Origin of the sequence: Isoptericola hypogeus (assembly GCF_039531145.1) — a bacterium.
Classification (GTDB): Bacteria; Actinomycetota; Actinomycetes; order Actinomycetales; family Cellulomonadaceae; genus Isoptericola; species Isoptericola hypogeus.
The window spans coordinates 1,613,748-1,633,028 of the sequence record NZ_BAAAPM010000003.1 but is presented as its reverse complement, the minus strand read 5'-3'; the positions used below and the strand labels follow the sequence as shown (position 1 = coordinate 1,633,028).

General features: G+C 71.3%; 14 protein-coding genes. 4 read left to right on the top strand and 10 right to left on the bottom strand.

Features of this window, described 5'->3' with window-relative positions; genetic code table 11:
- Window positions 1–220: 220 nt before the first annotated feature.
- Both ABD254_RS09610 and dnaB read right to left on the bottom strand, forming a co-directional pair.
- Window positions 221–631 carry a hypothetical protein gene (locus tag ABD254_RS09610; protein ID WP_344247934.1) on the bottom strand — a complete coding sequence of 137 codons (411 nt, stop codon included), beginning with the start codon at window positions 629–631 and terminating at the stop codon, window positions 221–223.
- Between the two features lie 130 nt (window positions 632–761).
- The gene (dnaB, locus tag ABD254_RS09605) at window positions 762–3,362 is read right to left on the bottom strand and encodes a replicative DNA helicase (protein WP_344247932.1); all 2,601 of its coding nucleotides are present in this window, start codon (window positions 3,360–3,362) and stop codon (window positions 762–764) included.
- 466 nt (window positions 3,363–3,828) lie between these two features.
- On the opposite strand from dnaB, the gene ABD254_RS09600 reads away from it, so the two are divergent.
- Window positions 3,829–5,133 (top strand): MATE family efflux transporter, encoded by a 1,305-nt coding sequence (locus ABD254_RS09600; protein WP_344248534.1) that lies wholly within the window; start codon window positions 3,829–3,831, stop codon window positions 5,131–5,133.
- 45 nt (window positions 5,134–5,178) lie between these two features.
- Here ABD254_RS09600 and ABD254_RS09595 read toward each other — a convergent pair whose 3' ends face one another.
- Window positions 5,179–5,727, bottom strand: coding sequence for a winged helix-turn-helix domain-containing protein (locus ABD254_RS09595; RefSeq protein WP_344247930.1), 549 nt, complete (start codon window positions 5,725–5,727; stop codon window positions 5,179–5,181).
- Window positions 5,728–5,964: 237 nt separating this feature from the next.
- On the opposite strand from ABD254_RS09595, the gene ABD254_RS09590 reads away from it, so the two are divergent.
- Window positions 5,965–10,095, top strand: a complete 4,131-nt coding sequence (locus tag ABD254_RS09590) for a carboxypeptidase regulatory-like domain-containing protein (protein ID WP_344247928.1) — start codon at window positions 5,965–5,967, stop codon at window positions 10,093–10,095.
- A gap of 93 nt (window positions 10,096–10,188) precedes the next feature.
- On the opposite strand, the gene rplI is transcribed toward ABD254_RS09590, so the two are convergent.
- The 5 genes from rplI to ABD254_RS09565 all read right to left on the bottom strand — a co-directional run bounded on the left by rplI (window position 10,189) and on the right by ABD254_RS09565 (window position 14,609).
- Window positions 10,189–10,638 (bottom strand): 50S ribosomal protein L9, encoded by a 450-nt coding sequence (gene rplI, locus ABD254_RS09585; RefSeq protein ID WP_344247926.1) that lies wholly within the window; start codon window positions 10,636–10,638, stop codon window positions 10,189–10,191.
- Window positions 10,639–10,655: 17 nt separating this feature from the next.
- Window positions 10,656–10,892, bottom strand: a complete 237-nt coding sequence (gene rpsR / locus ABD254_RS09580; RefSeq protein ID WP_100422261.1) for a 30S ribosomal protein S18 — start codon at window positions 10,890–10,892, stop codon at window positions 10,656–10,658.
- Between the two features lie 93 nt (window positions 10,893–10,985).
- Entirely contained in the window at window positions 10,986–11,537 is a 552-nt protein-coding gene (locus tag ABD254_RS09575; protein WP_344247919.1) for a single-stranded DNA-binding protein, read from the bottom strand.
- Between the two features lie 107 nt (window positions 11,538–11,644).
- The gene (gene rpsF / locus ABD254_RS09570) at window positions 11,645–11,935 is read right to left on the bottom strand and encodes a 30S ribosomal protein S6 (protein WP_344247917.1); all 291 of its coding nucleotides are present in this window, start codon (window positions 11,933–11,935) and stop codon (window positions 11,645–11,647) included.
- 145 nt (window positions 11,936–12,080) lie between these two features.
- Window positions 12,081–14,609 carry a transglycosylase domain-containing protein gene (locus ABD254_RS09565; RefSeq protein ID WP_344247915.1) on the bottom strand — a complete coding sequence of 843 codons (2,529 nt, stop codon included), beginning with the start codon at window positions 14,607–14,609 and terminating at the stop codon, window positions 12,081–12,083.
- A gap of 310 nt (window positions 14,610–14,919) precedes the next feature.
- On the opposite strand from ABD254_RS09565, the gene ABD254_RS09560 reads away from it, so the two are divergent.
- Both ABD254_RS09560 and ABD254_RS09555 read left to right on the top strand, forming a co-directional pair.
- Complete coding sequence (locus ABD254_RS09560) at window positions 14,920–15,597, top strand: PadR family transcriptional regulator (protein ID WP_344247913.1); 678 nt, start codon at window positions 14,920–14,922, stop codon at window positions 15,595–15,597.
- Window positions 15,594–16,685 (top strand): inositol-3-phosphate synthase, encoded by a 1,092-nt coding sequence (locus ABD254_RS09555; protein ID WP_344247911.1) that lies wholly within the window; start codon window positions 15,594–15,596, stop codon window positions 16,683–16,685. Before ABD254_RS09560 ends, ABD254_RS09555 begins: the two co-directional genes overlap by 4 nt.
- 300 nt (window positions 16,686–16,985) lie before the next feature.
- On the opposite strand, the gene ABD254_RS09550 is transcribed toward ABD254_RS09555, so the two are convergent.
- Together ABD254_RS09550 and ABD254_RS09545 are read right to left on the bottom strand one after the other, a co-directional pair.
- Window positions 16,986–18,026, bottom strand: a complete 1,041-nt coding sequence (locus ABD254_RS09550; RefSeq protein ID WP_344247908.1) for a Gfo/Idh/MocA family protein — start codon at window positions 18,024–18,026, stop codon at window positions 16,986–16,988.
- Complete coding sequence (locus ABD254_RS09545) at window positions 18,023–19,156, bottom strand: Gfo/Idh/MocA family protein (protein WP_344247906.1); 1,134 nt, start codon at window positions 19,154–19,156, stop codon at window positions 18,023–18,025. Before ABD254_RS09545 ends, ABD254_RS09550 begins: the two co-directional genes overlap by 4 nt.
- Window positions 19,157–19,281 lie beyond the last annotated feature (125 nt).

Here is a 19,281-nt window from a genome sequence, read left to right as displayed (position 1 = left end):
GGGCACGGGCAGTTCGTCGGGTACATGGGGGCCTCCAGGACGGCGTCGGGGACAGCGGCGTCGGGAGGACGGCCAAGCAGCGCATTCCCGACGAGTCTCGTCGCCGCAGGACGATCACGACCGTCCTGCGTTCTCACCGATGGACGACCGGCAAAACGGAAACTCATCGGCGCGCAGGAGCTTGGCTGCGCTCACGTAGCCGGCGAGCCGACCCGTCCGCTCACCAGGTCGTGGGATGAAACGACGTCGACGCGGACGGGTCGTGAGGCACGACGACGATCTGGACGGCGTCCTCGTAGATCACGCGCCCCGGGTCTCCCGTCTCGACCCGCACGCACTCCACGCCGTGCGCCCGCAAGATCTCGAGGTACGGCGGCACCCGCTCAAGAAGGTGGGTAGCCGTCTCCTTGAACCACGCCGAGGCGCGCGGGTTCACGATCTCGTCGTAGACGGTGGGGTCGATGTCCGTCGGATCTGGGTAGGCCGCGTTGTACCAGTCGTTCCCCGAACGCCACGCCGCGCGCTCGTCGGGTGTCAGCTGCCCCGAACGCCCGAGGAGGTTGGTGAGCCCGAAGACGCCGGTGTGCACTCCGCGCTTGCCGGGGAGCGGCGACTGAAAGCGGACGAACATCTGCACATCTCACCACTCCTGTGCGTGCGGGCGATCCACCTCGGTTCGTCACGTCCAGAACCTGTTCCTGGCCGCGCTCAGATTCGGTGGCGGTGCCACACCCTCCGGTGCAGTCGATCGACAACAGCTGTCAGACCTGCATGTCGACGAACCGCGAGTAGTGCCCCTGGAACGCGACGGTGATGGTGTCGGTGGGGCCGTTACGGTGCTTGGCCACGATCAGGTCGGCCTCACCCGCGCGCGGGGACTCCTTCTCATAGGCGTCCTCGCGATGCAGGAGGATCACCATGTCCGCATCCTGCTCAATTGAGCCACTTTCGCGCAAATCCGACATTGCAGGTTTCTTGTCCTGCCGCTGCTCAGGACCACGGTTCAGCTGCGAGAGCGCGATGACCGGGACCTCGATCTCCTTCGCAAGCAGCTTGAGGGCACGAGAGAACTCGGAGACCTCCTGCTGGCGCGACTCGACCTTCTTGCCCGAGGACATGAGCTGCAGGTAGTCGATAACGACGAGCTTGAGGTCGTGCTTCTGCTTGAGCCGTCGGCACTTGGCCCGGATCTCGGTGAGCGACATGTTGGGCGAGTCGTCGACGAACATCGGCGCCTCGGAGATCTTGCCCATCACCTTGGCGAGCTTCTGCCAGTCGTCCTCGCCCATGGAGCCGTTGCGCAGCTTCTGCAGGTGCACTCGCGCCTCGGCGGACAGCAGACGCATCGTAATCTCGTTGCGGCTCATCTCGAGCGAGAACACGACGGACGCCTGCCCGTTCTTGATCGACGCCGACCGAGCAATATCGATGGCCAAGGTCGAGTTGTGCGTCGGGATCATCGCCCGGCTCGCCAGGTACAGGTGCGACGGGTGCTCGATCTCGACGCACCGCACGGGCACGGGCTCGACCCGCCTGACGTCCACGATGAACCGGGAGGTCAGCCTCGCGGTGGGCTTGCGACGGCGCTCCTTGTGGATCAGTCGCTTGCGCTCCAGGGCGAACACGTCGTCTTCCGTGGTGAAGGTGATCGTGTAAGCGGTCGACGACGCCGCGCTCCGCCCCTCGACAGACTTCTCCCACCACCCGGACCGGTAGCCCAAGCTGTGCACCAGCTCGCGGAATCCCTCGGCGAGCCGCCGATTGGTCACGGTGAACTGCGGGCTGCCGGTCCGGTTCACCGTGCCGTCGGTGTCCAACAGGCCCGCCAGGAGCTCACGGCGCTGCGTCTCGCTCGCCCGAAGGTACTCGGCAGGGACGTGCTTGTCCTCCAGCACACCGAGGGCACGAAGGATCCCCGCCACCGAACCGTGTGAGCGGTGGCACTCACGGCACCGGCGGTGGCCGCTGCTCGGGCGACCACAGTCCGGACACGTCGGCGCCGTGCTGGGTGCGGAGACGGCCGAAGCCTTGCCACCGCACGAACGACCACACGTCTTGACCTGCGACAGCTTCGGTACAAACTCCGCACCGCACACGACGCAGTGGCGCGTCGCGACCGGTCCGTCGCTAGGAAGCTGAAGCTGGTAGAGGCGGGCCCCACCCTCGAAATCAGTCCGCGCCGTGACCACGTGACCGAGCCCCTCGAGTCGCATGGCGATCTCTGGGTCGGCCGAGGTGAAGCGGGCGGAGGCCGAATGCCCATCCCCGAGCCAGACACCCAGAGCGTACGGGTGCAGGGGTAGTTCGGCGTCCGGCAGTTCCAAAGCATGTGCCGTGACAACGGAATGGTTGGCGCGCTTGTCCGCCGTGTCGCACCGCAAGGTCTGAGCGATCTGCTCGGACGTGCGGATGGATGCTTCGGGGTCCTGGCCCACCCGGACCTTTCGACGCTGGGCACGCGTGCTCGTGGACCACTCGTGCATGGCGTCCGCGACGATGGTCGTGCCGTCGTCGAACACGACCTCGTAGCAGGGCCGCCCGGTCATGACCTCGGTCGCGCGGACGACGCGCGTGGGGGTGCCGTCGGCGGCGAGGAGCTGGTCGCCCACGGCGACGTCGCCCATCGTCGTCCACCCGGTAGGTGTGGGCAGCGGGGTGTCGAGCGCGAGCGCCTTGCCCATGGCAGGTCGGGCGGCGATGACGATCATCTGCCCGGGGTGCAGGCCGTTGGTGAGGCGGTCGAGATCGGCGAAGCCGGTGGGGACGCCGGTCATCCCCTCGCCGCGGTGCCCGGCGGCCTCGATCTCGTCCATCGTGCCGCCGATGATCTCGGCGAGCGGCAGGTAGTCCTCGCTGGTCTTGCGCTCGGTGACGGCGTAGATCTCCGCCTGGGCGGTGTTGACGATGCCCTCGACGTCGCCGCCGTCGGTCGCGTACCCGAGCTGCACGATCTTGGTGCCCGCCTGCACGAGGCGGCGCAGCACGGCGCGCTCCTGCACGATGCGCGCGTAATACCCGGCGTTCGCCGCGGTAGGGACGCCCGCCATGAGGTCGTGGAGGTAGGGGGCGCCGCCGATACGCTGCAGCTCGCCGCGCTTGGTCAGCTCCCCGGAGACGGTGATGGCGTCGGCGGGCTCCCCGCGGCCGTAGAGGTCGATGATCGCGTCGTAGATGGCCTCGTGCGCGGGGCGGTAGAAGTCGTTGCCGCGGATCTGCTCGACGACGTCGGCGATGGCGTCCTTGGAGAGCAGCATGCCGCCGAGCACGCTCATCTCGGCGGCGACGTCCTGAGGAGGTGTGCGGTCGAAACCGGCGCCCGACGACGACCCCGAGTATCCCGCCTCGAGCTCCTCGATCGACATGCCCACCTCGCTCCCCCGGCGCTGCCGGCACTCGGGCCCGACGCCCGGACCGTCCCCGCTGTCAGGACCTCGTTCTACTCTGAGGCACCGACACCGGCCTCGACGCTAGGCTCGCCAGCCCGGGTGTGCAACGAGCGTTGTGGACGCACCTGTGGACCAACCTGTGGACATCCCCCCGAGGCTGTGCACAGGCGGTGGACGGGCATGTGCACAACTGGGGATATCTGCTGTGTACAACGCTCCGTAGGTCTGTGACCTGCGCGAACACTACCCTCAGGCTGTGGAGGAGAAGAAGTTGGGTGAGGTGCGACGCACTCCGCGTCCAGACGACGGACAGGACGGCGACACCCCGGCTTCATCCGCGGCACCGGACGGACACGCACCCGTACAGCGGCCGCACGACGCTGTCCACAGGCCCGAGCACCACGCCGGCAGCCCTGCCGACCGCCAGCTCGAGCGTCGCCGGATCGACCGCGACATCCTCGCACTCGCCTGGCCGGCGCTGGGCGCTCTCGTCGCGGAGCCGCTGTTCGTCCTCGTCGACAGCGCCGTCGTCGGCCACCTCGGCACCGCCCAGCTCGCAGGGCTGTCGCTCGCCTCCACGCTCCTGGTGACGCTCGTCGGGCTGTGCGTCTTCCTCGCCTATGCCACCACGGCCGCCGTCGCCCGCCTCGTCGGCGCCGGCCGCACCCGCGACGCCCTGCAGTCCGGCATCGACGGCATGTGGCTCGCCCTCGGCCTCGGCGTCGCCCTCGCGACCCTGCTCGCCGTCGTGGCCCCGTGGGCCGTGGGCGCCATGGGCGCCGACGACGACGTCGCCACGCACGCGGTGACCTACCTGCGCTGGTCGGTGGTCGGCCTGCCGGGGATGCTCGTCGTCCTCGCCTCCACCGGCGTGCTGCGCGGCCTGCAGGACACCCGCACCCCGCTGTGGGTGGCGTCGTCCGGCGCGGTGGCGAACGCCGTCCTCAGCGTGGCCCTCGTCTACGGCGCAGGCCTCGGGATCGCGGGCTCCGCGATCGGGACCGCGGCGACGCAGCTCGGCATGGCGGCCGTGCTCACCGTCGTCGTCGTGCGCGGCGCCCGCCGCCACCACGCCGCGCTGCGCCCGCACCGAGCGGGCATCTGGGCGAACGCCGTCGCCGGCGCGCCGCTGTTCGTGCGGACCGTCTCGCTGCGCCTCGCCATCCTCCTGACCGTCGCAGTCGCGACGGGCCTCGGCGCCACCGCGCTCGCCGCGCACCAGGTGGTCAACAGCCTCTGGGGGCTCGCCGCGTTCGCCCTCGACGCGCTGGCGATCGCCGGGCAGGCGCTCGTCGGGTACGGCCTCGGCGCCGGCGACACGACGCGCGTGCGGGCGGTGCTGCATCGCTCCCTGCAGTGGGGCGTGGGCGCCGGCGCGGCGATCGGCATCCTGCTCGCGGCGGCCGGCTGGTGGATCGCGCCGCTGTTCTCCCCCGACCCCGACGTGCGCGTCGCGATCGCCGTGGGCCTCGCCGTCTGCGGCGTGCTCATGCCGATGGCGGGCTGGGTGTTCGTGCTCGACGGCGTCCTCATCGGCGCCGGCGACGGCCGCTACCTCGCGTGGGCGGGGATGCTGACGCTCGTCGTGTACGCGCCCGTCGCGCTCGCCGTGCGCGCCTGGGCGCCCGACGGCGCCGTCGGGCTCGCGTGGCTGTGGGGCGCGTTCGCGGGGGTGTTCATGCTGGCTCGCGCGCTCACCACCGGGCTGCGCGCTCGCGGCGACCGGTGGATGGTGACGGGCGCGTGACGCCGCCGGTCGGTCGTGTGACGCGGGCGTGAACCCGGCCGGCCCTCAGGCCGGCACGCGCAGCCGGTACCCGACGCCGCGCACGGACGACAGCCGCAGGTCCGGCACCGAGCCGAGGCGCTTGCGCAGCCGCTTCACGGCCGAGACGACGGGGTCCGAGTCGCCGAGGTAGACCGTGCGCCAGACGGTCCGGGTGAGGTCCGCGAACGACCAGACCCGGTCCGGCTCTGAGGCCAGGGTGGCCAGCAGGTCGAACTCGCGCATCGACAGGTGGATCGGCCGGCCCCCGGCCGTGACCTCCCGCGCCGCGAGGTCCACCTCGAGGGTGCCCAGCACGAGGCGCGCCGGCCCGGCCTCGTCCGCCACGGCCACCCCGGTGACGGGACGCACCGGCGGGGCCACGACGGGCGGCCGTACCGGCTCCGCGCCGCCGTCGGGCGGCCCGAGGAGCAGGCGCGCCCCGTCGGCGTCCGCCGTCGCGATCACCGCCGCCCGCCCCCGCAGCAGCCGGGCCACCTCGCCCACCCGCTGCAGCGGCAGCCCGACGCACAGCACGTACCCGCCCAGGTGCTCGGCGGAAGGGTTCTGGGGCATCGCTGTCCTCCATACCTTCCTGCAACGTCTACCCAGGTACCTATCAGACCCGCGCAGGTTGCGCGCGGCGACCAACCCTTCGCCGCCCGGCTCGCGACCCGGTGTTGACCGGGAACTGACCGTCCCCCGCCCTTGTCCGCGGCACGGGTCGGGGGTGGGCTGGAGCGGGGCACCCGACCGGGTGCCCCGTTCCGACGTCGCCGCCGACCGGTGGCGACGCTGCTCACGGGAGGTACCGTGCACGCTCTGCACCTCAGGGGAAGGAGATGGGCCGCCACAGGGACGGCCCTCGCCCTCCTCGCCGCACCCGCCGCAGTCATGATCCCGGCGTCCGCCGCCGCACTGCCCGCCGCCGACCCGGCGTCGGGCCCCGTCCTCTCCCCGTCCGCCCCCGTGCCGGCGCCGGAGGACAAGCTCACCGCCCAGGCGGAGAAGCGCCTCACCGGCGGCCCCGCCGACTTCTGGCTCGAGCTGTCCGACGCCGCCGACCTGACCGCGGCGAAGGACATCGCCGACTGGGACGACCGCGGCGCGTACGTGTACGACGCGCTCACCAGCGTGGCCGCCGACTCGCAGGCCGACCTGGTCAAGCAGCTCGAGGCGGACGGCGCCTCCTACGAGACGTTCTGGATCTCGAACCGGATCCTCGTCACCGACGGCACCCTCGGCCTCGCGAACCAGCTCGCGACGTCCGCCGAGGTGAGCCGCATCAGCACGCCCGTCGTCCTCGAGCCCGTCGAGCCCGTCGAGCGCGAGAAGGCCGCCGACAAGGGCACGCAGGCCGTCGAGTGGGGCGTCGCCGCGATCAACGCCGACGACGTCTGGGCCCAGGGCTTCACCGGCCAGGGCATCACCGTCTCCAGCATCGACAGCGGCGTGCAGGGCGACCACCCGGCCGTCGCCGCGAAGTACCGCGGCCTGCAGGCCGACGGCACGGTCGACGACGACTACGCCTGGTTCGACGCGTCCGGAGCCTGCGACGGCACACCGTGCGACGGCGACGGCCACGGCACGCACACGATGGGCACGATGGTCGGCGACGACGGCGACGCCAACCAGATCGGCGTCGCCCCCGACGCCGAGTGGATCGCGGCCAACGGCTGCGCCACCTGCTCCGACGCTGACCTCCTCGAGTCGGGCCAGTGGATCCTCGCGCCGACCAGGGCCGACGGCTCCGACGCCGACCCGAGCATGCGGCCGCACGTCGTCAACAACTCCTGGGGCCTGAACGCCCCCGGCGCCATCGACGACTTCATGGCCGAGGAGATCGCGGCCTGGGAGGCCGCCGGCATCTTCGGCGCCTGGTCCGCGGGCAACGAGGGCCCCGCCTGCCAGACGACGTCGTCCCCGGGCGCCAACGAGGCCACCTACGCCGTCGGCGCGTTCAACGAGGCCGGGAACATCGCGTCCTTCTCCTCCCGCGGTCCGGGCGAGAACGGCGCCGTGCAGCCCAACATCGCCGCCCCGGGCCAGAGCGTCCGGTCGTCGATCCCCGGCGACGGGTACGGCGTCTACTCGGGCACCTCGATGGCGGCCCCGCACCTCGCGGGCGCGGTCGCGCTGCTGTGGAGCGCGGCGCCGAGCCTCGTCGGCCAGATCGAGGAGACCCAGGCCCTCCTGGACGCCTCGGCTGTCGACGTCGACGACACCACCTGCGGCGGCACCGCCGACGACAACAACGTCTGGGGCGAGGGCAAGCTCGACGTGGCCGCGCTCGTCGCGGCAGCCCCCGTCGGTGACACCGGGACCGTCTCGGGCGCCGTCACGGACGCCGACGGCGCACCTGTCGACGGCGCGACCGTGACGTTCGACGGCGCGAACGACCGCACCGTCACGACCGACGAGACCGGCGCCTACGAGGCCGTGCTCGCCGTCGGCGACTACTCGGTCACCGCGTCGGCCTTCGGGTTCCTCGCCTCCGAGGCGGTCGACGTGACCGTCACCGCTGACGAGACCGTCACCGTGCCGATCACGCTGACGGCCGCGCCGACCCACGCGGTCACGGGCACCGTGTCCGACGCGGGCAGCGGCGATCCCGCCGCGGGCGCGCTCGTCGAGCTGTCGGCGCCGATCGAGGGCGTCACGACGGACGCCGACGGGGCCTTCGCCTTCGCCGACGTCCCCGAGGGCACGTACACGCTGACCGTCTCGGCGGGCACGTGCGCCGAGCCCTTCAGCACCGAGGTCACGGTCGACGGCGACGAGGTCGTGGACGCCGCGCTGCAGCGGATCGTCGACGACTACGGCTACTTCTGCGCCACGGGCACGGCGGGGGCCGCCGCCGGCGACACCCTCCTGGACCTCACCGGCGACGACCGTGCCACCGAGGTCGCCCTGCCGTTCTCCTTCCCGTTCTACGGCGAGGAGTACGACTCGGCCTTCGTGTCGACCAACGGGTTCCTCAACTTCCTGGGGTCCGTGACCTCGTACTCGAACGTCGCGCTCCCGAACGCCACGACGCCGAACGCGGGCGTCTACCCGTTCTGGGACGACCTGAACGTGGACGCGGAGTCGGGCGTGTACACGGGGGCCACGACCGTCGACGGCGTCGACGCGTTCGTCGTCGAGTGGCGCAACGTGCGCAAGCTCAACCCCACCACCGACCGGATGACGTTCTCGGCCACGCTGCTGGCGGACGGCCGGGTCCTGCTCGGGTACGGCGACCTGGTCGACACGGCCACGGCGACGGGCAGCTCGGCGACCGTCGGTATCGAGGACGCCGCTGGGGCCGTCGCGTCCCAGTTCTCGTACAACACGGCGGCGCTGACCGACGGCCTGTCGGTCACGTACGACCTCGCCGACATGGGCGTCCTCACGGGCACCGTGCGGGACGGGAACACCGGCGAGCCGATCGAGGGCGCCACCGTGACGGTCACGTCGAAGGACGACGGGGACGTCAAGGTCGCGACCACCGGGGCCGACGGCACCTACTCGGTGATGCTCCCGCTGGAGCGGTACGGCATCGTCATGGAGGCGCCGGGCTACGAGAGCGCCACGCGCAGCGCGGCGTTCACCGAGGATGGGCAGGTCGTGACCCGCAACGTCGCCCTGGCAGCGGGCCGGCTCACCGTGGACAAGGAGAGCATCTCGGCCAGCCTCGCCATGGGGGGCACCGCGTCGCGGGCCTTCCGCGTCACCAACACCGGCACCGCGCCGGTGAACGTCGACCTCGGCGTCGGCGACGGCGGCTTCGAGGTCCTCGGGTCGGCCGACACGGGCGGGGTCATCTCGCACGTCGTCGGCGAGGCCACCGTGCCCGAGTCCGGGGGGCCCTCCTTCGGGACCACCGGGTCGGGCCTCGGCACGGCCGACGGGGACAAGGCCGCCCCAGAAGGCCTGACGACGTCCGGCGCGAAGGCAGGCACCGTCACACCAGACCTCTCCGGGGTCCCGCTGGCGGAGACGACCCTCACGCACTCGGCGTCGCAAAACATCGTCGCGAACAACTCGGTGGCCTGCACCAACCAGGTGGTCACGCAGGACAACGCGTACCTGCGGACCTTCACGCTGAGCGACTTCGACGTCTCGGGGAAGTTCGCCGTGTCGAGCGTGTCGTTCGCCGTCGAGGCGGCGCGCGTCGCCCAGCCGCTGACCGTGAACCTGTACACCCTGGACGGCGACCTCACCTACGCCAACATGACGCTCATCGGCAGCGCCGAGGCGACGGTGGGCACCGACGCGGGCGGCACGGTCGTGTCGGTCCCGGTCACGGGCGAGGTGCCCGCGGGCGGCACGCTCGTGGTCGAGGTCGACGTCCCGGCCGGCGGCTGGTTCTTCGCCGGGTCGAACCCCGACGGCCAGACGGCGCCGACCTACCTGCGGTCCGAGGCGTGCAGCATCCCCGAGCCGACCGACACCGCCGAGATCGGGTACCCCGACATGCACCTGGTCATGAACGTGTCGGGCGAGACCGCCGGGGGTGGGATCTCGTGGCTGGACGTCCAGCCGCCGAGCTTCACGCTCGCCCCGGGGGCCAGCGTGCGCGCTGCCGCGACGCTCACCGCGGACGTCGCCCAGCCGGGCGCCTACTCCGCGACGATCACCGTCGCGAACGACAGCCCGTACGCCGCGCCGTCGGTCGCCGCCCTGATGAACGTCAAGGCGCCGACCGGGTGGGGCAAGATCACCGGCACGGTCACCGGGGACGGCGCGCCGCTCGAGGGCGCCGTCGTCCACCTCGACGGGCGGGCGTCCGACATGACGCTCATCACGGGTACCGACGGCACCTACGCGTACTGGATGCCGCGGGCCAACGGGCCGCTGCAGCTGATCGTCGCGGCCAACGGATTCATCCCCGCCACCCGGACGGCGCAGATCGTCGCCGGGCAGACGTCGGTGTACGACGTCGACCTGAAACCGCTGCCGTGACCGGTGCGGCCAGGCCCTGACGAAGGCAGGGCGCGCGAAGGCCCCGGCTCCCTCGCGGGAGGCCGGGGCCTTCGTGCGTCAGTCGTCAGGCGTTCAGCCGGCGACGACCTTGACGGCGATCTTCGCCGACACCTCGGGGTGCAGGCGGATCGACACGGTGTACTCGCCGACCGTCTTGATCGGCTGACCGATCTCGATCTTGCGCTTGTCCACCTTGGGGCCGCCGGCCGCCTCGACCGCCGCGGCGATGTCCGCGGTGGTGACGGCGCCGAACAGGCGACCGGAGTCACCCGCGTGCGCCGAGACGGCGACCTGCCTGGACTCGAGCGACTGGGCCGCGGCCTGGGCGTCGTCCAGCGTGGCGATCTCGCGGGCCTTGCGAGCCTTGCGGATCGCGGAGACCTGCGACTCGGCACCCTTGGTCCACGGGGTGGCCAGGCTGCGCGGGATGAGGAAGTTACGGGCGTACCCGTCCTTCACCTCGACGACGTCGCCGGGCTCACCGAGACCGGTGACCTCGTGGGTCAGAATCAGCTTTGCCATGATTCAGATCCTTTCGGTCAGCGGGCCGACGACGAGTACGGCAGCAGGGCCATCTCGCGGGCGTTCTTGACGGCACGGGCGATCTGACGCTGCTCCTGCACGGAGACGCCGGTCACGCGACGCGCACGGATCTTGCCGCGGTCGGAGATGAACTTGCGCAGCAGGGCCGTGTCCTTGTAGTCGACGGACTCGATCTTGGCCGTCTTGAGCGGGTTGGCCTTCTTCTTGGGCTTGCGCACCACAGGCTTCGCCATGGTGTTGCTCCTTCACAGGTGCAGTCCTGCGCCGCGTTCCGGCCCGAGGGCCGACGTCGCGGGAGGACGGGTGATCTGGGGACTAGCGGTCGATCAGAACGGGGGCTCGTCCGAGAACCCGCCTCCGGAGGAGGCGGGGCCGGCCGTGGCCCACGGGTCGTTGCTCTGACCGCCACCGGAAGAACCGAAACCTCCGCCGGCCTGGCCGCCCTGGGAGCCGCCGAAGCCGCCCCCCTGGTTGCCGCCACCGCCGCCGAAGCCGCCACCGCCGCCGCCGGAGCGCTGGGCGCGGGTGACCTTCGCCGAGGCACTCCTCAGCGACGGGCCGACCTCGTCGACCTGCAGCTCCACGACGGTGCGCTTCTCCCCCTCGCGAGTCTCGTACGAGCGCTGCGTCAGACGGCCCTGCGCGATGACGCGCATGCCCTTCGTCAGCGACTCGGCGACGTTCTCGGCCGCGTCACGCCAGATCGAGCAGCGGAGGAACAGCGTGTCGCCGTCCTTCCACTCGTTGGTCTGGCGGTCGAACAGGCGCGGCGTGGACGCGATCGTGAAGTTCGCGACGGCGGCCCCAGACGGCGTGAAACGCAGCTCCGGGTCCGCGGTCAGGTTTCCGATCACCGTGATGACGGTGTCACCAGCCATGCCAAGCTCCTTCGTTCGTCCGTTTGACGTGCGCGACTACGTGGGGGAATCCCATCACGGGGCACCGACAGGCGCCTACGACGGGGGAAGAGTCGGTTCTGTCTGTCTCAGCGGGCGTCGGTGCGCAGGATCTTGGTGCGCAGCACGGCCTCGTTCAGGCCGAGCTGGCGGTCCAGCTCCTTCGCGGTGGCCGGCGTCGAGGTGAAGTCGACGACGGCGTAGATGCCCTCGGAACGCTTGTTGATGTCGAACGCCATGCGGCGACGACCCCAGATGTCGACCTTGTCGACGGAGCCACCCTCGGTCGAGATGACCGACAGGTACTTGTCCAGCGACGGGGCCACGGTGCGCTCCTCGACCTCCGGGTCCAGGATCACCATCAGCTCGTACTGACGCATGTTCAACCCACCTCCTCTGGTCTCAGCGGTCACGGTCGTTCCGTGACAGGAGGGTTCTTGCGTGCGTCGGCTGCGTCCGCGGATGCCCGCAGGCACAGCCAGTCGACCAGGATACCCGCGAGGGCGGGCCTGGCGGAAATCCGGTCTAGTCCCCGCCCAACGGCCAGTCGGGCTCCTCGGTCGTCGGGCTCGACGACGGGTCGGGCGTCGGGTCGTTGCCGCCGCCGTTGTTGCCGTCGTCCTCCGGCTCGGGGCCGAGCGAGACGACGAGCGTGACCGTGGTGCTCGGGTCGACGCTCGTGCCCCCCGGGGGGTCGGTCGAGATCACGGCGCCCACCGGCACGGTGTCGCTGTACTCCTCGGCCACCGTCGACGACAGGCCCTGGGCCCGGATGAGCTGCTCGGCTGCCGTGCGCGGCTGGCCGTCGACGCCGGGCACCACGACCTGCTCCGGCTGGTCGGGAACGCCCGTGGAGACGACCAGGGTGATGGTGGTGCCGACGGTGACCTCGGTGTTGGCGCCGGAGTTCTGCAGCACCACACCCTTGGGCTGGTCGCTGTTCTGCGCCTGGGGCTGCGGGACCAGCCCGAGCTCGTCGAGCGTGGCGGTCGCCACGGCCACGTCCTGCCCGGTGAGGTCGGGCACGGTGACCTTCTCCTCCTCCGACGGCGTCGGGGACGGCGTGTAGGTGGGCTGCGGCGGCACGTACTCCGGGAACTCCGCGTACTCCAGGTTCTCGGTGGCGACCTTCATGAAGTCCGTCCACGCGCGGACGGGCCACGAGCCACCGGTGATGCCGAGGCCCTGCGCCTTCCACTCGCCGAACGGGTCGATCGTCTCCTGGCCGCCGATGTCGGTGTCGTTGATCGTCGAGTACTGGCGCAGCCCGACGACGGTGGTCAGCTGGGGCACGAAGCCGGCGAACCACGCCGACTTGTTCTCCTGCGAGGTGCCGGTCTTGCCGGCCACCGGCCGTTCGAGCTCCTGCGCCGGCTCGCCGGAGCCTTCCTCGACGACCTTCGTCATCGCGTAGGTGGCCGCCGCCATGTCATCGGGCTCGAAGACCTTCTCCTGCGCCGTCGGGCCCTCGTAGACCGTGGCGCCGTCGAGCGTCTCGACCTTCTTCACCACGTGCGGGGTGGTCTTGTACCCCTGCGCGGCGATCGTGGAGTACGCGTTCGCGAGGTCGATCGGGTACACCGACGCCGTGCCGAGCACGTTCGACGGCACCGGCTGGATCTCGGTGCTCTTCCGGATGCCCGCCCGGTGCGCGACCTCCGCGGTGGTCTCCGGGCCGATGTCGAGGTTGAGCTGGGCGTACGCCGAGTTGACCGAGTTCGCCGTGGCCGTCGCCAGGTCGATCTGACCGTAGTCGGCGTAGTTGAAGTTGTCGGGCTCCCAGGGAGTGCCGTCCTTGTCCACCCAGACCTGGCCCGTCGCGGGATCGATCGGCGCTCCGGGCGAGTTGCCGTCGAACATCTCGTCGAGGGTGTGGTCCTGCTCCAGGGCGCCGATGAGGGTGAACGGCTTGAACGTCGAGCCGGCCTGCATGACGTCCTGCGTCGCGGTGTTGAGCGACTGCTTGACGTAGTCGGCGCCGCCGTACATCGCGCGCACGGCTCCGGTCTGCGGGTCCATGGACACGAGCGACATGCGCACGTTCTTGTCCGCGTCGTCGGGCAGGGACTTGGCGACGTCCACCGCGGCCTTCTGCAGCTTCGGCGAGATCGTCGTGGTGATCTTGAGCCCGCGCGTGTCGAGCTCCTCCTCGGTGTACTTGCCGTCGGGGTTCTTCTCGGACTTCACGAGCTCCTGGCGCACCGCCTGCAGCAGGTAGCCGGTCTGGCCGCCGCGGGTGTTGGTGGCTTCCTTCTTCTCGTTGAACTTCGGGAAGGCCGCCTCCTTGTGCTCCGCGGCGGTGATGTACCCCTGCTCGTACATGCGGTCGATGCTCCGCTGCCAGCGGATCTTCGCCTGCTCGAGGTTGACCGACGGGTCCCAGTTCACGGGCGACGGGATGATGCCGGAGAGCAGCGCCGCCTCGGACGGCGTGAGGTCCTTGGCGTCCTTGCTGAAGTACTCCTGCGACGCGGTCTGGATGCCGTAGGTGCCGCGGCCCCAGTAGATGGTGTTGAGGTAGCCCTCGAGCACCTCTTCCTTGGGGGTCGTCTGCGCGATCTTCAGCGCGATGATCGCCTCGCGCGCCTTGCCCGCGTACGACGTCGTCGTGTCGAGCCGGGTCCGCTCCACGTACTGCTGCGTCAGCGTCGAGGCGCCCTGCGAGGCGCTGCCGGACTGCAGGTTCGTGTACGCGGCGCGCACGATGCCCTTGGGGTCGATGCCCTTGTTGGTCCAGAACGTGGAGTCCTCGGACGCGACGACGGCGTTGCCGACGTAGTCGGGCAGGTCGGCGAGGGCGATGAGCTCGCGCTTCTGCTCCGCGAAGGTGCCCATCTCCTTGCCGTTCGACCAGTAGACGGTGGTCGCCTGCTGGTTGATGCTCTCCAGGTTGTCCGGGACCGTCGTGGTGCTCCACGCGGCCACGAACAGGCCGGCGCCCAGCGCCGTGCCGGTGAGACCGGTGCCGACGACGATGCGCCAGGAGGGCAGCCAACGCTGCACCGCGCCCTTGTTCGGGCGCGGGTAGTTCCAGAAGCGACGTCTCCTCGCCACGTCAAGCCTTTCGTCGTGCGGGACCGGGCGGCGCTCTCGAGGGCGCGCACCGGCCTGCGGACCAAGGGAACCCTAGGCGATGCGACGACACCGGCGGGAGCCCCGGGCGCCTCGGGCGACGGTTCTTGCGGACCGTCCCCACCCCCCTGGCGGGCGCTTCGCGGAACCTTCACAACTCGGCGCGGGGCGGCGCGACGTCGTTGCCGTTGCGCAGACATGACAACGCGTCCTATTGTCACGATGTATCGACTCGATAGGTCGAGACAGAACGTGCCGCCCGCCCGGGTGGACGGAGCGGGAGGGGGACGTCGTGCGCAGCAGGTCTGCCGTGCTCGAGACCGCCATCCTCGGCCTGCTCAACTCCGCCCCGCTGCACGGATATGAGCTGCGCAAGCGGCTCAACCTGCTGCTCGGTTCGTTCCGCGCGTTCTCCTACGGCACCCTGTACCCGGCGCTCAAGTCGCTCGTGACCCGAGGCCTCATCGAGGCCACCGAGCCCGAGCTCCCGGTGCCGGCCGTCCGGCCGACCAGGTCCGGCAGCCGGGCGTCCGCCCGGCAGGCCAGCAAGGCGCCGCTGACCGGTCGGCGGGGGCGCATCGTGTACCGGCTCACGCCGGAGGGCAAGGAGCACCTCCAGACCGTCCTCGCGTCGTCGGGGCCGGCCGCCTGGGAAGACGAGAGCTTCGACGTCCGCTTCGCGTTCTTCGCGCAGACGGACGCCGAGACCCGCATCCGTATCCTCGAGGGTCGGCGCACCCGGCTCACCGAGCGGCTGGAGGCGGTCCGGGAGTCCGCCGCACGCACCCGCGAGCGGCTCGACGAGTACACCCTCGAGCTGCAGCGTCACGGGCTCGAACAGGTCGAGCGCGAGGTGCGCTGGCTCGACGGACTCATCACCACGGAACGCGACCGGGCCCTCGGCCGCGACCGCGACCACAACCCCGGGGCGCCCGGCGCCCCGGCCCAGAGAAACAAGGAGCGAGGATGACCTCCGTCCGCGTTGCCATCGTCGGTGTCGGAAACTGCGCGTCCTCCCTGGTCCAGGGAGTGCAGTTCTACCGGAACGCCGACCCGGCAGACACCGTCCCCGGTCTCATGCACGTGCAGTTCGGCGACTACCACGTGAGCGACCTCGAGTTCGTCGCGGCGTTCGACGTCGACGCGAAGAAGGTCGGCTTCGACCTCGCCGAGGCCATCCACGCCTCCGAGAACAACACCATCAAGTTCGCGGACGTGCCGCCCACGGGCGTCCTCGTCCAGCGCGGCCACACCCTCGACGGCCTCGGCGACTACTACTCCGCGACGATCGACGAGTCGGACGCCGAGCCGGTCGACGTCGTGCAGGCGCTGAAGGACGCGAAGGTCGACGTCCTCGTCTCCTACCTGCCGGTGGGCTCCGAGGAGGCCGACAAGTTCTACGCGCAGTGCGCCATCGACGCCAAGGTCGCGTTCGTCAACGCGCTGCCGGTGTTCATCGCGTCCGACCCCGAGTGGGCCAAGAAGTTCGAGGACGCGGGCGTGCCGATCGTCGGCGACGACATCAAGTCGCAGGTCGGCGCCACCATCACGCACCGCGTGCTGGCCAAGCTGTTCGAGGACCGCGGCGTCGTGCTGGACCGCACCTACCAGCTCAACGTCGGCGGCAACATGGACTTCAAGAACATGCTGCAGCGCGACCGCCTCGAGTCGAAGAAGGTCTCCAAGACCCAGGCCGTGACGTCCAACCTCACGGGGGCGCTCGGCGGGAAGAAGGAGGACCGCAACGTCCACATCGGCCCGTCGGACTACGTCGCGTGGCTCGACGACCGCAAGTGGGCGTACGTGCGCCTCGAGGGCCGCGCGTTCGGCGAGGTGCCCCTGAACCTGGAGTACAAGCTCGAGGTGTGGGACTCCCCCAACTCCGCCGGCATCATCATCGACGCCGTCCGCGCCGCGAAGATCGCGCTGGACCGTGGCGTCGGTGGTCCCATCCTGTCCGCGTCGACGTACTTCATGAAGTCCCCGCCCGAGCAGATGGAGGACACGCAGGGCCGCGCCCAGCTCGAGGCCTTCATCCGCGGCGACATCGAGCGCTGACCTGGAGCGCAGCGGAGCGTGAGGGCCGAGGAACGAGGCACTCGCCCGTAGCGGAGCGCAAGGTCGGCGCGACCATCCGGGTCGAGCGCTGACCTGGAGCGCAGCGGAGGGTGGGGGCCGTGGAACGAGGCACTCGCCCGTAGCGGAGCGCAAGGTCGGCGCGACCATCCGATCGAGCGCTGACACCCCCGCGAGATAGAGAAGCGCCCCCGCCGAGATAGAGAGGGCGGGACGTCGAGATGGAGAAGCCTGTCCACAGATCCTGTGGACAGGCTTCTCTGTCTCGACGTCCCGCGGTCTCTATCTCGCGGAGGACGGGGTGAGGCGGACGACGGCGCCGCCGGCCGCGACGGACTCCTGCGCCGCCGCGACGACCCGCAGGCTGCGCAGCCCGGCCCGTCCGTCCGGTCCGGGCGTGGACCCGGTGCGTACGCACCCGAGGAAGTGCTCGAGCATCAGCGCGTCGAGGTTCTCCCCGAGGCCGAGCCACGCCTGCTCGGCGCCCCCGGCGACGACGCCGCCGACATGTGCCCCGAACGGGTCGATCTCGACGACGCCTCCCGTGCCGACGACCTGCAGCGTCAGGCCGCCCCACGTCGGCGCGCCGTCGGGCACGGACCACGAGCAGTCGACGGTCACCTCCGCGCCGCCTGCGTACGTGATGCTGACGAGCCCGCCGGTCTCGGCCCGCACGCGCGGGTCGTCGCCGTGCACGATGCGGTTGGTCACGGCCCTCACGGCGACGGCCTCCTCGCCGAGCAGCGCGTCGAGCAGGTCCGCCACGTGCACGACGTGGTCGGCGAGCGCGCCACCGCCGGACAGCTCCGGGTCGGTGAACCAGGAGCGGCCGGCCGGCAGCTTGCCGTTGTTCGTCCCGGTGCCGCCCAGGACGACGCCGAGCGCGCCCGATTCCACCAGGGCGCGCAGGGTGGCGAACTCCGGGCTGAACCGCACGGGGTAGGCGGTCATGAGCACGACGCCGGCTGCGTCGCAGGCCGCGACCATCGCCTCGGCGTCCTCGACCCGCGTCGCGAGCGGCTTCTCGCACAGGACGTGCGCGCCCACCTCGGCGGCGGCGAGCACGAGGTCGCGGTGGCGGGCGTTCTCCGCGCAGATCACGACGGCGTCCGGACCCCAGGCGAGCGCCTCCTCGTACGTCTCGACGTAGGCGGCGCCGTGCCTTGCGGCGAATCCGCGCCCGCGCAGCTCGTCGGCGGGGGCGGTCGCGAAGTCGGGGTCGGCGGTGAGCAGCTCGACGTCTGTACGGTCGTGCAACAGCGAGATGTACGACGCGGCGTGCTCATGGGCGAACGACAGCACCGCGACCCGCAGCCCGTTCACGCCGGGCTCCCGGCGCTCGTGCGGTCGACGACCGCGAGGGTGGCGCCCGACGGGGGCTCCGGCGTCCCGCCGAGACCGCGCACGCGGGCGGCGGTGTCCAGCGCGACAGGCGCTCCGGACGCGACGGAGGCGAGCGCCGCCTCGGCGAGCTCGACGGCGATCACGCCGTCGACGGCGCTCACCCGTGGGTGCTGGGGATGGTCGTCAGGCAGCGCCGCCGACGACGACGTGAAGGCCCGCGCGACCTCCCGGATCTCGGTGAGGTAAGGGCTCTCCCCCGCGGCTGGCTCGGGCCGCTCCTGCCCGCCCGACGCGACGGCCGCCAGGTCCGTCCGCACCCCGCCCGCGTCCGCGGAGTCGAAGCGCAGCACGCCGTAGTCGCCCGCCACGTGGAACGACGTGGCGAACGTCGTGTGCGACGCACCCCATGACCCTCGGACGTGGCTGATCGCGCCACCCGCGTGCGTCAGGACGACGTGCGCGAGCGCGTGCGGCGCGCCGTCCGCAACCACGGAGCGGCGGGTGGCGAACACCGACGTGATCTCCCCCGCGACCCACCGGGCGACGTCGAGGTCGTGGATCATGAGGTCCAGCACGATGCCCCCGGACTGCGCCTCGTCGGCGAACCAGGGCGACCAGGCGGGAAACGCCCCGCCGCGGGCGAACCGCAGCACGGCCGGGGTACCGACGTCTCCGGCGCGCACGGCGCCACGTAGGACCGCGTACTCGGGGAAGTACCGCACCACGTGGCCCGGGTAGAGCTGACGGTCCGCCGCGCGGGCGGCGCCGAGCAGGGCGGCGGCGTCGGACGCGGTGCGCGCGAGCGGCTTCTCGCACAGCACGTGGCGGCCGGCCGTGAGTGCCGCGGCGGCGACGTCGAGGTGCGTGGATGTGGGGGTGGCGACGTCGACCACGTCGGCCACGTCGAGGAGCTCGTCGAGCGTGCGGGCCACGCGACCGCTGTGCGCGGCGGCGAGCTCGGGCGCGCCGTCGAGCGAGTGGACGACGAGGTCGGCGCCGAGCGCGCGCCACGCGGGCGCGTGCGCATGGGCCATGAGCCCGGACCCGACGAGGCCGACCGTGAGCGGGGACGTGAGCGGGGACGTGAGCGGGGTCGGGCGATCGGGCATCGTGCTCCCTCCGTGGCTCCCGTCATCATCGTCGTGTGACCGGCGTCGCGCTCCCGGGGGGACGACCTCAGGGTGGACGGGCACGGCGAGCACCTAGGCTGACGCGGTGAGTGCGGGGGCGGGTG

Coding starts and splice junctions, on each gene's coding strand:
- ABD254_RS09610 (WP_344247934.1), bottom strand. CDS start 631: ATGTTCGTCCGCTTTCAGTCGCCGCTCCCCGGCAAGCGCGGAGTGCAC.
- dnaB (WP_344247932.1), bottom strand. CDS start 3,362: ATGTCGATCGAGGAGCTCGAGGCGGGATACTCGGGGTCGTCGTCGGGC.
- ABD254_RS09595 (WP_344247930.1), bottom strand. CDS start 5,727: ATGCCCCAGAACCCTTCCGCCGAGCACCTGGGCGGGTACGTGCTGTGC.
- rplI (WP_344247926.1), bottom strand. CDS start 10,638: ATGGCAAAGCTGATTCTGACCCACGAGGTCACCGGTCTCGGTGAGCCC.
- rpsR (WP_100422261.1), bottom strand. CDS start 10,892: ATGGCGAAGCCTGTGGTGCGCAAGCCCAAGAAGAAGGCCAACCCGCTC.
- ABD254_RS09575 (WP_344247919.1), bottom strand. CDS start 11,537: ATGGCTGGTGACACCGTCATCACGGTGATCGGAAACCTGACCGCGGAC.
- rpsF (WP_344247917.1), bottom strand. CDS start 11,935: ATGCGTCAGTACGAGCTGATGGTGATCCTGGACCCGGAGGTCGAGGAG.
- ABD254_RS09555 (WP_344247911.1), top strand. CDS start 15,594: ATGACCTCCGTCCGCGTTGCCATCGTCGGTGTCGGAAACTGCGCGTCC.
- ABD254_RS09545 (WP_344247906.1), bottom strand. CDS start 19,156: ATGCCCGATCGCCCGACCCCGCTCACGTCCCCGCTCACGTCCCCGCTC.